At 74.7% G+C, this 13,057-nt stretch carries 12 protein-coding genes; 3 read left to right on the forward strand and 9 right to left on the reverse strand.

The window, feature by feature from the left end:
- Positions 1-66: 66 nt before the first annotated feature.
- The 4 genes from ABD981_RS02840 to ABD981_RS02855 all read right to left on the reverse strand — a co-directional run bounded on the left by ABD981_RS02840 (position 67) and on the right by ABD981_RS02855 (position 4,434).
- Positions 67-798 carry an SDR family NAD(P)-dependent oxidoreductase gene (locus ABD981_RS02840; RefSeq protein ID WP_046906274.1) on the reverse strand — a complete coding sequence of 244 codons (732 nt, stop codon included), beginning with the start codon at positions 796-798 and terminating at the stop codon, positions 67-69.
- Between the two features lie 236 nt (positions 799-1,034).
- Positions 1,035-2,258, reverse strand: coding sequence for a nucleotide disphospho-sugar-binding domain-containing protein (locus ABD981_RS02845; RefSeq protein ID WP_046906222.1), 1,224 nt, complete (start codon positions 2,256-2,258; stop codon positions 1,035-1,037).
- Positions 2,259-2,303: 45 nt separating this feature from the next.
- The gene (locus ABD981_RS02850) at positions 2,304-3,488 is read right to left on the reverse strand and encodes a class I SAM-dependent methyltransferase (protein ID WP_046906273.1); all 1,185 of its coding nucleotides are present in this window, start codon (positions 3,486-3,488) and stop codon (positions 2,304-2,306) included.
- 127 nt (positions 3,489-3,615) lie between these two features.
- Complete coding sequence (locus ABD981_RS02855; protein ID WP_046906221.1) at positions 3,616-4,434, reverse strand: NAD(P)H-binding protein; 819 nt, start codon at positions 4,432-4,434, stop codon at positions 3,616-3,618.
- A 149-nt stretch (positions 4,435-4,583) separates the two neighbouring features.
- On the opposite strand from ABD981_RS02855, the gene fabG reads away from it, so the two are divergent.
- On the forward strand, positions 4,584-5,369 hold the full coding sequence (gene fabG, locus ABD981_RS02860) for a 3-oxoacyl-ACP reductase FabG (RefSeq protein ID WP_046906220.1): 786 nt from the start codon (positions 4,584-4,586) through the stop codon (positions 5,367-5,369).
- 50 nt (positions 5,370-5,419) lie between these two features.
- On the opposite strand, the gene ABD981_RS02865 is transcribed toward fabG, so the two are convergent.
- The 3 genes from ABD981_RS02865 to ABD981_RS02875 are packed head-to-tail and all read right to left on the reverse strand — an operon-like array spanning position 5,420 to position 7,882.
- The gene (locus ABD981_RS02865; protein ID WP_046906219.1) at positions 5,420-6,055 is read right to left on the reverse strand and encodes a DsbA family protein; all 636 of its coding nucleotides are present in this window, start codon (positions 6,053-6,055) and stop codon (positions 5,420-5,422) included.
- A gap of 55 nt (positions 6,056-6,110) precedes the next feature.
- Positions 6,111-6,884: an ABC transporter permease gene (locus tag ABD981_RS02870; protein ID WP_046906218.1), complete on the reverse strand. Its 774-nt coding sequence runs from the start codon at positions 6,882-6,884 to the stop codon at positions 6,111-6,113.
- A 2-nt stretch (positions 6,885-6,886) separates the two neighbouring features.
- Complete coding sequence (locus ABD981_RS02875; RefSeq protein ID WP_046906217.1) at positions 6,887-7,882, reverse strand: ATP-binding cassette domain-containing protein; 996 nt, start codon at positions 7,880-7,882, stop codon at positions 6,887-6,889.
- A 330-nt stretch (positions 7,883-8,212) separates the two neighbouring features.
- Here ABD981_RS02875 and ABD981_RS02880 point away from each other — a divergent pair, with 330 nt between their 5' ends.
- The gene (locus tag ABD981_RS02880; RefSeq protein ID WP_123954226.1) at positions 8,213-9,862 is read left to right on the forward strand and encodes an FAD-binding oxidoreductase; all 1,650 of its coding nucleotides are present in this window, start codon (positions 8,213-8,215) and stop codon (positions 9,860-9,862) included.
- A gap of 26 nt (positions 9,863-9,888) precedes the next feature.
- Positions 9,889-10,824: an aromatase/cyclase gene (locus tag ABD981_RS02885; protein WP_046906215.1), complete on the forward strand. Its 936-nt coding sequence runs from the start codon at positions 9,889-9,891 to the stop codon at positions 10,822-10,824.
- A gap of 56 nt (positions 10,825-10,880) precedes the next feature.
- Here the strand turns inward: ABD981_RS02885 and ABD981_RS02890 are convergent, their stop codons facing one another.
- Positions 10,881-12,110, reverse strand: a complete 1,230-nt coding sequence (locus ABD981_RS02890) for an acyl-CoA dehydrogenase family protein (RefSeq protein ID WP_046906214.1) — start codon at positions 12,108-12,110, stop codon at positions 10,881-10,883.
- Between the two features lie 138 nt (positions 12,111-12,248).
- Positions 12,249-13,004: an NAD-dependent epimerase/dehydratase family protein gene (locus ABD981_RS02895; protein ID WP_046906213.1), complete on the reverse strand. Its 756-nt coding sequence runs from the start codon at positions 13,002-13,004 to the stop codon at positions 12,249-12,251.
- Positions 13,005-13,057 lie beyond the last annotated feature (53 nt).

Here is a 13,057-nt window from a genome sequence, read left to right on the forward strand (position 1 = left end):
CCGGCGCGGCTGGGCGCGGTGCCAGGCGTCGCGGGCCCGGCACGATCCGAAGGACAGGGCCTCGGGTCAGGTGAGGGACAGTCCGCCGTCGACCGGGACCACCAGGCCGTTGGCGTACGCGGCCTCCGGCCGGGTGAGCTGGACGACCCACCAGGCGATCTCCTCGGGGCGGGCGACCCGGCCGCTCGGGGTCCGGGCGGCGATCTGCTTCAGGAAGGCCGCCTGCTCCGGGTCGGCGTCGGCCGGGTCCGGATCCGCCCGGGTGTCGGTCACCCCGGGAGCCAGCCCCACGACCCGGATGCCGCGCGGGGCCAGTTCCACGGCCCAGGTCCGGGTGAGGAAGTCGAGGCCGGCCTTGGCGGCCCCGTACAGGCCGTTGTCCGGCCAGGAGCGCAGGCCGAGCGCGCCGGCCGAGCCGATGTTCACCACCGTGCCGGACCGCTCCGCCAGGTGCGGCAACGCGGCCCGGGTGAGCAGCACGGGGGCCAGGAGGTTGGTGTGGAGCTGCCGTTCGGCCTCGGCCCGGTCCAGGGCGGCGAGCGGGCGGTACCCCATCGCGGCCGCGTTGTTCACCAGGACGTCGAGCCCGCCGAGGGCGCTCACCGCGGCGTCGGCGATCCGGTCCGGGGCGTCCGGCTCGGTGACGTCGGCGACCAGGACCCGGATGCCCGGGTGGAGTTCGGCGGTCCCGGCGAGCGTGGCAGCGGTGCGGCCGACGACGAGCACCCGGTCGCCGCGCTCGGCGAAGGCGCGGGCGGTGGCCCGGCCGATGCCGGTGCCGCCGCCGGTGACGACGATCCCGCGCGGGGCGTGGTCCGTGGGCGGGCGGCCCGGGCCTTCGGTTTCCTCGGTTCGTGTGGTCATGCCGGGCAGGATCCGGAGGAGGCCTCGCAAGCGCCTCGACACTCGCGCACCGAGGTCACCGGGTTCGTCCCCCGGAGTCCGGACCTTCGGGGAGCAGGGTCCGCGGAACACGGCCCGCGGGCGCGGCCCCTGTCGGGGACCGCGTCCTGCGGGCCCTACGCTCCGGCCCCTCACCCGCCCGTCGCCAGCGCCTCCAGGCCGGTGGCGAGCGCGGCGGGGGTCGGGGCCTCGGCCATCTCCGCGCGGAGCCGTGCGGCCGCGTCCCGGTGCGCCCGGTCCTCGATCAGCCGCTCGACGCCGGACCGGATCGCGTCCTCGTCGGCGAGGTGCCCGGGGACGTGCAGCGCGGCTCCGCTTCCCGCCAGCCGCTCCCCGACGATCTGCTGCTCGGCGGCGAAGGTCGCGATGAACTGCGGGACCCCCGCCCACAGGGCGGTCAGGGCGCTGCCGCTGCCGCCGTGGTGGAGCACGGCCGAGCAGCCCGGCAACAGGGCGGCCAGCGGGAGGTGTTCGGCGACCCTGACCGAGTCGGGCACGGTGCCGAGCGCGGCGACGTCCCGGGCGGTGGCGGTGAGCACCACCTCGCAGTCCAGCCCTTCGAGGGCGGCGACGATCCGGGGGAGCAGGAACGAGTCGGGCCCGCACAGCGTCGACAGGGCGGTGGACCAGGTGACGCAGACCCGGGTCCGCTCCGGCGGCCGGGCGGTCCAGGCCGGCGCGGCCCCGGAACCGTTGTACGGGACGTAGCGGACGGGCAGCCGCTCGGCCAGGACCGGCACCTTCAACGACCCCGGGCTCGGGTCGACGACCCGCTCGATCATCCCGAGGTCGAACGTTCCCAGGCCGTACCGGGGGAACGAGCCGCTGTGGTCGGTGGGGACGATCCGCATGTGCTCGGGGTCGTGCGGACTCGCCGGGCCCCACAGGCACAGGGCCGACGGGACGCCGGACAGCTTGGCGACGAGCAGGCCCTCCAGGCTCCCCGGATCGTGCAGGACCAGCTGCGGCCGCCAGTCCCCGGCGTAGGACACGGCCGCGTCGAAGCCCCGGGCGGCCGACTCCGCCAGGGCCGGCTCGGTCTCCGCCGCGAAGCGTCCGGCGTCGAACGCGTCGAGCCGGTCGAGCCGTTCACCCGTCACCGGGTGCGGGGGGAGCCAGGGGTACGGCCAGATCCCCCGGACCGCCTCCGCGTGGTACTGCAGCCGGAGCCGCAGCACCTCCTCCATCGCCGACAGGACCGGCACCGGCAGCAGGCCGGACCGGCCGACGGCGTCCGCCTGGGAGGCGGCGCACAGCACCCGGACCTCGTGGCCGGCCGCCTGGAGCGCCCAGCCCAGGGGGACCATGGCCGCGTACTGGGTGGGCCAGGACGACACGGTGAACAGGACGCGCACGGTGAACTCCCTTCGTCTCGATGCGCTTGGACCGTCCCGTCCGCCTCACTTGGCGCCGAGGGCGGTCCACACGTCGGCGTCCATCCACGTGGGGAGGGTGTCCTCCCCGTTGGTGCCCTTCTCCACGAAGACGAGGTTGTGGTACGCGTGCACCCCGGTCACGGTGGCCTGGGTCACCGTGGGACGGCTGACGGCGGGGTCCCGGTGCTCCCGGTGGTGCAGGTCGTCGATCAGCTCCTTGACGAGACCCAGCGAGGTGTCGGGCCCGGCGACGCCGCCGGAGCTGCCGCCGAAGTCGCCGAAGTAGGCGGTCTGGAGGTCCTCGATCACGTACAGGCCGCCGGGCCGCACCAGCGGGAACAGCGTCCGGAACGAGGTGCGCACGTGCTCGTTGACGTGACTGCCGTCGTCGATGACCAGGTCGAACGGGCCGTGCTCGCGGGCCATCGCGGTCAGGTACTCCGGATCGTTCTGGTCGCCGACCAGCGCCGTGATCCGGGGCTCGGTCAGCGCCGTCTTGTCGTACAGGTCCAGGCCGAAGACCTCGCCCCGGGGGAAGAAGCGCTTCCACATCTTCAGCGAGCCGCCGCCCAGATCGTCCTCGAAGCCGCCGATCCCGATCTCCAGGATCCGCACCGGACGGTCGCGGTAGCGGGCGAAGTGACGCTCGTAGTGGGCCGTGTACCAGTGGAAGCTGGCCCACTTGTCGGAGCCGTACCGGATGGACAGCTCGCCCAGGTCGGGGCGGCGCCCCGTGCAGCCGGCCATCAGGGTGGCCGTGGCCTGGGCGGCCGCGCGCAGCACCGTGTTCATCTCGGTGAGGAGCTCGCGCAGCCGCGCGGGGTCCTCGGGCGTGGGCAGGAAGGAGTTGGTGAAGTCCCCGGTGCGCGGGGAGTCCGTCGGCCCGTAGAGCCGGCGGATCAGCCCCGCGGCGGTGAACGTCACCCGGGAGCGGACCCGGGCGGATTCCTCGGCGACCACCCGGACCGGCTCGTCGCGCACCATGCGCAGCGCGACGCCGTGCCGCTCACCGCCGTGGGTGAGGTCGAGCGCCACCTCGACGGGGGTGGTGTTGGCCGGTTCGGGGCAGCGGAACACCACCTCCTCGACGAGGACGCGCGCCACCTCGGCGAGACCGGCGTCCTTCAGCAGGACGTCGATCTCGTCGTCGGTGCCGGCTCCGGCTCGGATCAGGCGTCGGATCAGGGCGTTCTCTGCGGCATCCACCATGTCGGCGTCCCATCGGTCCACTCGCTCCGGGAAGAGGTCCCGAACACCGTCGACGGCCGCCCTGGAGACCCGCTCGACCGACACTGAACGCGGAGCCGGAGGCGCCGTCCGCCCCGCGGGCCCCGGCTCAGAAGTCCGCGCGGTGGTCGGCCACCCACTCCGCGAACGTCCGGGCCGGCCGCCCGGTGATGTGCTCGGCGGTCGGGCCCACCGGGACGTCCACCGGGTCCTGCAGCAGCCAGTCCACCGCCTCCTCCGGCATGCCCTGCCCCAGCCACAGGGCGCGGGCCCCGTCCACCGTCAGCTCCTCGAAGCGCAGTTCGCGGCCCAGGACCCGGCTCAGCGTGCGCACCTGCTCGTGCTTGGCCAGGGACTCCGGCCCGGCGAAGGAGTAGGCCCGCCCGGCGTGCCCGTCCTGGAGCAGCGCCGCCAGCGCCACGTCGGCGATGTCGGCCTCGTGCACCGGGGCGCTGCGGGCCGCGCCGAAGGGGGCGCGGACCAGGCCCTCGGCCCGGATGGTGGGGGCCCACCAGGTCAGCAGGTTGGCCATGAACTCGCCCGGCCTGACGTGGGTCCACTCCAGACCGGAGGCCTCCACCGCCCGCTCGACCGCGGTGTGGTGGTCGCCGCTGTAGTCCCCGTCCGCGTACTCGGCCGACACCGAGGAGAGCACGACGATCCGCCGCACCCCGGCCTTGGCGGCCCGCGCCGCGAACTCCTCGGCCGTGCCGGGCAGCGGGAAGAGGTAGGCCCGGTCGACCCCGGCGAGCGCGGTGTCCAGGCTGGACGGATCGGCGAGGTCGCCGCGCACCACCTCCACCCCCTCGGGCAGCGCGGCCCGCTCGGGCGACCGGGTCATCGCCCGCACCCGCTCGCCCGCCGCCAGCAGACCCTTCACCACGTGCCGGCCCACGTTCCCCGTGGCACCCGTCACCAGAACGGTCATGTCGTCTCCTTCGTGCGTCGTTTTCCTGTCGTACTGCGGTGTGTTCCGTTCCTGCCGGGCTCCACCGCCCGTCGAGCGGGCGTTGCCACCCTCGGGCAGCGTGCGCACATCTCCGTGCGCACACCCCAAGTCACGATCCGGGAGGGACCATGACCGGCGCGGAGGAACGGGTGGCCGTCGTCACCGGGGCGACCAGTGGGATCGGCCTCGCCGTGGCCCGCACACTGGGCCGCGAAGGGCTGCGGATCTTCATCTGCGCCCGGGACGGCGACGCGGTCGCCGAGACCGTCAAACTCCTGCGGGAGGAGGGCGTGGAGGCCGACGGCCAGAGCTGCGACGTGCGCTCCACGGAGCAGGTGGACGCCTTCGTGCGCGCCGCCGTCGCCCGCTACGGCCCGGTCGACGTCCTCGTCAACAACGCGGGGCGCAACGGCGGCGGCCCCACCGCCGAGCTGACGGACGAGCTGTGGCTCGACGTGCTCGACACCAATCTCACCAGCGTGTTCCGGGTGACCAGGGCCGCGCTGACCACCGGCGGCATGCTCGAACGCGGCCGCGGCCGGGTCGTCAACATCGCCTCCACCGGCGGCAAGCAGGGCGTGGTGCTCGGCGCCCCGTACTCCGCCTCCAAGCACGGCGTCGTCGGCCTCACCAAGGCCCTGGGCCTGGAACTGGCCAGGACCGGCATCACCGTCAACGCCGTCTGCCCCGGCTACGTGGAGACCCCCATGGCCGAGCGGGTGCGCGCGGGGTACGCGGCGGTGTGGGACACCACCCCCGAGGCCGTCCTCGAACGCTTCGAGGCGAAGATCCCGCTGGGCCGGTACAGCACCCCCGAGGAGGTGGCGGGGCTGGTCGGCTACCTGGTCACGGACACGGCCGCGGCCATCACCGCCCAGGCCCTCAACGTCTGCGGCGGCCTGGGCAACTACTGATCCGCCGGAGCGCCTCGCCGCTCCGCCCGCGCCCGCCGCCCCGCCCCGCGTCACGCCGGCCCGTCCGCCGCGCCGACGTCCGGGTCCGGGTCGGCGGGCGTCCCCTTGAGCTCGTGGAAGCCGGGGGTGCCGGCGACCAGCAGCGTGCCGTCCCACAGGCGTCCCGCCGCCTCCCCGCGCGGCACGCGGGAGAGGACCGGGCCGAAGAACGCCACCGCGGGCCGGGCCGGCTCCGCCGGGTCCGACACGGCGACCACCGGGGTCCCGGTGCGCGGGCCGAGCAGTCCCAGCGCGTCGGTGTGCGAGGCCCGCAGCCGCTTGTCGTACGCGGTGCCCGCGCCGGCCGCCGCGAGCCCGGCCGGCAGCCCCGCGACGGCCAGGGCCACCGCGGGGTCGTCGATCCAGCGCTTGGTGCGGTCGGCCCACAGGGCCTCGTGGAAGCGGACCAGGGCCCGCTGCCCGTGCTCGTGGAGCACGGCCGTCGCGATCCGCGCGGGCACCAGGAGGTAGCCCCCGGGGTCCCCCTCCGGATCCTCGTCGAGGCCCTCGTTGAGGAAGGTCAGGCTCATCAGGTGCCAGCGCAGGTCCAGCGGGCGGACCCGGGCCGCCTCCCGGAGCCAGCGGGAGGTCAGCAGGGTGTACGGACAGGAGGGGTCGAACCACACGTCCACGGTTCGGGTGTCCAACGGTCGTCCTTCCTTCGAGGAGCACGGGGCTCGGGCGGAGGGGTGCGGGAGGCGTTCACACGGTCGCGTTGCGCATGCCGCGGATGCCGGCCCAGACGCCCAGCACCGCGATGGCGACCGCCGCGACCACCCCGTACAGCACGCTCGTCTCGGCCATCCGGCCGGCGAAGAGGGCGCGTTCGGCCTCGACCACGTAGGTCACGGGGTTGATCCGGCTCAGCACGTACAGCCAGCCCGGCGCCGAGGCCTGGGTGATGGGCAGCAGGACCCCGGAGAGCAGCAGCAGGGGGAAGAAGATCACCTGCTGCACCCCGTAGAAGAGGGTCTGCTGCTTGCGGGAGCGGAGCGCCAGAGTGAAGGAGAGGGCGCCGATCCCGACGCCGAAGACGCTCAGCAGCGCGAGGCCCGCGACGGCGCCGGCCAGGTGGAGGCGGAAGTCGGTGGGCAGCAGCAGGACGAGGATCAGCAGGGCCTGCGTGAGCAGGACCACGACCTCCTTCAGGGTCCGGCCGACGAGCATGGACGCCCGGTTGAGCGGGGTGACGAGCATCCGCTCGAAGGCGCCCGAGGAGATCTCGTTGAGCAGCGAGGCGCCGGCCCCCGCGGTGGCGGAGAGGCCCAGCAGCACGAGCATGCCGGGCACGAACCACTGCCAGGGGGAGCCCGTTCCGGTCCCGCCGCCGCTCGTGCCCATGCTCGGGAGGAGCGGCGCGAACAGCCCGAGGAACAGGAAGGGCAGCATCATCGTGAAGAGGAGCCCGGCGGGCTGACGGAGTTCGGGCAGCAGCTCGCGGGCGAACGCGGTGCGGGTGTCGTCGATCACCTTCATGGTCAGGCTCCGGGGTGCGCGTCGGCGGCGTCGGCGGGGGCGGGGTCGGCGCTCTCCCGAAGGGTGCGGCCGGTCAGGGTGAGGAAGACGTCGTCGAGGGTGGGGCGGGCGAGCCGGGCGCTGCGCACCCGTAACCCGGCCGCGTCCAGCCGGCGCAGCAGGCCCGGCAGCAGGACGTCGCCGTCGGAGGCGCGCACCCGCACCTCCGTGTCCTCGGCGTTCGCCTCCCGCACGCCGGGCAGGGCGCGGGCCAGTTCGGCCGCCCGTCCCGCGTCGGCGGCGTCGGCGGTCCCCACGGTGACGAGGTCGCCCGCCAGGTCGGCCTTGAGGTTCTCGGGGGAGTCGTCGGCGATCACCCGGCCGTGGTCGACGACCAGCACCCGCCGGGCCCAGAGGTCGGCCTCCTCCAGGTAGTGGGTGGTGAAGACCACGGTGGTGCCGAGGTCCTTGTGCAGCCGCAGGACGTGCTCCCAGATGTTGGCGCGGCTGTGCGGGTCGAGACCGGTGGTGGGCTCGTCGAGGAAGAGCAGCTCCGGCTCGTGGACCAGGGCCATGGCGATGTCCAGGCGGCGGCGCTGGCCGCCGGAGAGGGTGCCCACCGTCCGGCGGGCCAGGCCCTCCAGCTCCAGCGCGCCCAGCAGGCGCTCGGCGCGGGCGCGGGACTCCGCCCTGCCCAGTCCGTAGGCGCGGCCCTGGGTGACGAGCTCGTCGGTGACGCGGAAGTTGGTCCCGGCGCTGTTGCCCTGGCCCAGGTAGCCGATGCGGCGGCGCACTCCGGCGGGGTCGGTCGCGACGTCGTGCCCGGCGACGGTCGCGGTGCCCGAGGACGGGGGGAGCAGGGTGGTGAGCATCCGCAGACTGGTGGTCTTCCCGGCGCCGTTCGGGCCGAGGAACGCGACGACGGATCCCGCTTCGATGTCGAGGTCGAGGCCGCGCACGGCTTCGACGGTCTCTCCCTTGGCGCGGAAACTGCGGGTGAGTCCGCGTGTGTGGATCATGGGTTCTCCCGTACGGGGGTCGTGGAGGGGCGGGGCCTGGGAGGGCACGCTGGTCATGGCTCCGCGGGGGCCGGGGTCCGGCCCCGGACAGGCCGAGGGGAAGTCAGATGCTCTGGGCTCTTGACTTCTGAGAGCTTAGAAGCGTCAATAACGTCTTTGTCAGCCTTGCTGACGGTTCCGAGCGCCCCTTCGAACCGCCCGTCACGAGCCCCTTCCTCCCCGGGCCGCCACCGTCCAGCGCCCCTCCACCGGCCCGCCAGCGGCGGCGCCCACGCTGGCCGCCCACTGGGCGAGCGGCCGACGGCCGCACGGGAAGGGCGGTGCATCCCCTTGGCACGACTCACGCGCAGACGGCTGATGGAGCTCTCGGCGGCCTCCGGGGGCGCCGCGCTGCTCGGCGGCACGGCGGCGCAGGCCGCCCCGCGCCCCGCAGGCGGTCCGCCGCCACTGGGGCCGGTGGTGATCGGGCCGGCCGACCCCCGGTACGTCGAGCTCACCACCCGCGGGCACAACGGCCGCTTCACGGGCTCCCCGGACGTGGTGCACCTGGTCGGCTCGGCCGAGCAGGTGGTCCGCGCCGTGGAGGAGGCCGCCCGCGACCGGAAGCGGATCGCCGTCCGCAGCGGCGGCCACTGCTTCGAGGGCTTCGTGGACGACCCCGCCGTACGGGTCCTCGTCGACGTCTCCGAGATGGCGGCCGTCTCCCACGACCCGGAGCGGGAGCTCTTCGCCGTCGAGTCCGGCGCCACGCTCGGGCGGGTCTACCGGACGCTCTACCTGGGGTGGGGCGTGACGCTTCCCGGCGGCGGCTGCCCCACCGTCGGGGTGGGCGGGCACGTCGCCGGCGGCGGGTACGGGGCGCTCTCCCGCCGGTACGGGCTGGTCGTCGACCACCTGTACGGCGTCGAGGTCGTCGTCGTGGACCGGTCGGGCCGGGCCCGGATCGTCGAGGCCACCCGCGACTCGACCGGCGCCGAGCGCGAGCTGTGGTGGGCGCACACCGGCGGCGGCGGAGGCACCTTCGGCGTCGTCACCCGCTACCTCTTCCGCTCACCGGGGGCGTCGGGCGCCCCCGGCGGGCTGCTGCCCCGGCCGCCCGCCGCCGTGCGGTCGGTCTCCCTCGGCTGGCAGTGGCAGGACCTGGACCGGGAGGCCTTCGTCCGGCTGCTGCGCGTCCACGGCGACTGGCACCGTCGGCACGCCGGGGTCGACTCCCCGTACGCGGAGCTGTCCAGCGGACTCACCCTCGGCCACCGGGCGAGCGGCCGGATCACCGTGGACGCCGCCCTCGACGCCTCCCGGCCCCGCGCGGGAGAGCTCCTCGACGCCTTCGTGGCCGAACTCACCGGCGCCGTCGCCGCCCCGTACACGGTGACCGCGGCCACCACGCCCTGGCTCAAGTCGGTGCTGGGCGGCGTGCAGTGGCCCGGCGGGGCCCGGTTCAAGTCCAAGTCGACGCTGCTGCGGACCCCCTGGAACGACCGGCAGGCCGGCGTCCTGCACACGTACCTGAACCGGGGCGGCGAGGAGTTCGCCACCGCGGGCGTCTACCTCACCTTCCTCGGCGGCCGGATCAACACCGTCCGCCCCGACGCCACCGCCATGCCCCACCGCGACTGCCTGTTCAGCGTCGTCCACGAGGCCCTGTGGGGTGAGGAGCGGCAGACCGAGGGCCAACTGGCCTGGGTCCGCGGCCTCTACCGCGAACTGCACGCCGACACCGGCGGGGTCCCCGTACCCGACGAGGCCAACGGCGGCGCGTACCTCAACTATCCGGACACCGACCTCGCCGATCCGCGCTGGAACACCTCGGGCGTGCCCTGGAGCACGCTCTACCACCGGGGCAACCACCGGCGGCTGCAACGGGCCAAGGAACGCTGGGACCCGCTGGACCTGTTCCACCACGCCCTGTCCGTCCGTCCGCCCGAGCGGTTCTCCAGCCGCCGTCCAGGGCGGGGACCGACGCTGGGGCCCCACTGACCCGCAGTGGAGCCGGACGGAGGACCATGGCACTTCCCGTGACCCACCACACCGAACACGCGATCACGGTGGCCGCCGCGGCGCGGCGCGTCTTCGGCCTGATCGTCGACGTCGGCCGCTGGCCGGAGACCTTTCCGCCCACCGTGCACGTCGAACACGTCGAGCGGGGCGAGACGGAGGAGCGCATCCGGATCTGGGCCACCGCCAACGGGCAGGTCAAGACCTGGACCTCACGCCGGCTGCTCGACCGCGAGCGGCTCAGCGTCCGCTTCCGCCAGGAGGTCTCCCAGCCGCCGGTGGCCGCCATGGGCGGGGAGTGGATCGTCGAGCCGCTCTCCGACACCGAGAGCCGGGTCCGGCTGCTGCACGACTTCCGTGCCGTCGACGACGACCCGGAGCAGACGGAGTGGATCCGGCGCGCGATCGACCACAACAGCGCCGCCGAACTGGCCGCCTTGCGCGCCGCGGCCGAACAGGCAGAGAACCGGGCGGAGCTCGTCCTGACCTTCGAGGACACCGTGGAGTTCACCGGCGACCTCAAGGCCGCCTACGCCTTCGTCGACGAGGCCGGACGCTGGCCCGAACGGCTGCCCCACGTGGCCCGCGCCGCCCTGGCCGAGGAGACGCCCGGGGTGCAGACCCTGGAGATGGAGACCAGGACGGCGGACGGCTCCTCGCACACCACGAGCTCCGTCCGGATCTGCTTCCCGCACGAGCGGATCGTCTACAAACAGCTGGTCACCCCCGCCCTGATGACCGCCCACACCGGGGCGTGGCTGTTCGCCGAGGGCCGGATCACCTCCGTGCACACCGTCGTCCTCAACGAGCAGGCCGTCACGGAGGTCCTCGGGCCGGACGCCACCGTCGCCGACGCCCGGCGGTTCGTCCGCGGCGCCCTGAGCCGCAACAGCACCACCACCATGGAACACGCGGTCGCCCACGTCCGGAGGGAACGGGGCTGACGCACGCACGGAGAGGGGGGAGGACCGGTGATCCGGTCCTCCCCCCTCTCGCGCTGTCAGTCCTTCGCGCCCTCCAGCACCGCCTCGGACAGCCAGTCCACCGCGTCGGGGTACGTGAACGGGTGCATGAACGCCCCCGCCCGGACGTCCCGGTAGAGCCGCGCCAGCGGATGGGTGCCGGAGTACGAGGCGCCGCCGATCACCGAAAGGCAGTCCGAGACGATCTCCGGCGCCAGCCGGTTCACCATCAGCTTGGCGCGCTGGAAGTCCAGCATCATGCGCCGGCCCCGCTCCGCCGGATCGGCGTCGAAGGCGTACGCCAGGTGGTCCGCCACCGTCAGGGTGCCGGCCACCGTGGTCCGCAGCGCGTACAGCCGGGCCTCGATCTCGGCGATCAGCGTGCGCGTCGCGGCGCCCGCCGCCGGCAGCCCGCCCCGCCGGGCCAGCTCCGCCACCACGTGGTCGCGGGCGGCCTGCGCCACCCCCACGTAGATCCCGAGCATGGTGATTGAACTGACCGTCTGACCCGCCAGGGCCGCGTCCGAACGCTCCCCGACCGGCCCCCGCAGGAACACGTCCTCGGCCCGGACCGGACAGTCCTCCAGGAGCACGTCCACGCTGCCCGAGGCCCGCATGCCGAGCCCGTCCCAGTTGTCCAGGACCCGTAGCCCCGGTGCCGTCCGCGGCAGCACGGCCGCCGCCGAGCGCACCACCCCGGCCACCTCCACCCGCGCCGAGACCACGAAGTCGGTGGCGATCGGCGCCATGCTCGCCAGGGTCTTGCGGCCCGACAGCAGCCAGCCGCCGTCCGGCGCGGGCCGCAGCCGGGTGACCACCTTGCCGCCGCCCGCGTCCTTGACCGTCGTGCACACCACCGCCTCGCCCGAGCCCATGCCCCGCAGCAGCCGCTCGGCGAGCGCCCGCGCCGGACCGTCCCCGTGCCGCCACTCGTGGGCGAAGGTCAGCCCCCGGCTGAGCTGCATGTGCAGCGCGAGCGCCGTGGACGCGTCCGCCTCCGCCACCGTCGTCAGGGCCAGGCACACGTCGTGCAGCGAGCCGACCCCCAGGCCACCCAGCCCGGTCGGCACGGTGGCCCCGAGCACCCCCTCCGCGCGCAGCCCCGCGAACACCTCCGCCGGGAAGGCGCCCGCCCGGTCGGCCCGCCCGGCCCCGGCCCGTACCGCCGGAAGGTGTCCTTCCAGCAGACCGAGCAGCGCCCGGCCGGAGGCGGTCCTCGGCTCGCGCAGATCGGGCGCGACCGCCAGGGTCCCGTCGTACGTGGTCATCGTGTTCCCCGCTTCCTTCACTCGACTCCCCTTCCCTGCCGCCCGGTTCGGACCGGGACGGCTCCGATGGTGCACAGCGCCCGTCGAGGCCCGTTCGAGAGCCGCTGCCCCTCGGCCGCGGCCCGGGCACCGGCCGGTTCAGCCGGCCGGCCCGTCCGCCGTCTCCCGCAGATAGCGGTCCAGGGCCCGCCGGTGGTAGCCCGGGCCGAACCGCGCCCCGGCCGCCTCCGGCACCAGGCGCCGCAGCTTCACCACCGAGGGGCAGTGCGAGAAGGCGCTGTCGCCCCCGCCCACGACCACCTCCTCGGCGTCCAGTCCCAGCCGCCGCTTGAGGTGCGCGACGAGCTCCCGCACCTCCACGCAGTCGCCGGAGGCCACGTTCACGACCTCGTCGCGCACCCCGGAGGCCAGCAGCCCGTCCACCAGCCCGACGAAGTCCGCCACGTGCAGCAGGTCCCGCCGGGCCCCCGGATGCACCCGGACCCGCCCCTCGCGCAACTGCGACACCAGCGCCGGGACCAGCCGGAAGTCCGGCCCGTGCGGCCCCAGCACGTAACCGAGGCGCAGCACCAGATGGGCCGCGCCCGACTCCCGCACGAGCTGCTCCAGGGCGAACTTGTGCCGCCCGTAGCGGGTGCTCGGCACGAGCGGGTCGTCCTCGCGGCCCCGGCAGCCGGGACCGCCGTACATGCTGGCCGTGGAGAGGAAGACCAGCAGCTCGCCGCGGCGGCGGCAACGGGCGGCCGTCTCCCGCACCAGCGCCGCCTCCCGCTCGTGCTCGGCGTCCGGCAGGTGCTGGCGCGGCACGCCCGCCGCCAGCACCGTCACCCCGGGATGCGACGCGCGCAACGGCCACAGATGCCGGGCGATGAAACCCTTGCCGATGATGTCCATGACCGCGTGACCCTACGGCTCCGGTGCCACGACACCCTCGTGCCCGGCTCGAC

It is taken from the genome of Streptomyces showdoensis (genome assembly GCF_039535475.1).
Taxonomy (GTDB): domain Bacteria; phylum Actinomycetota; class Actinomycetes; order Streptomycetales; family Streptomycetaceae; genus Streptomyces; species Streptomyces showdoensis.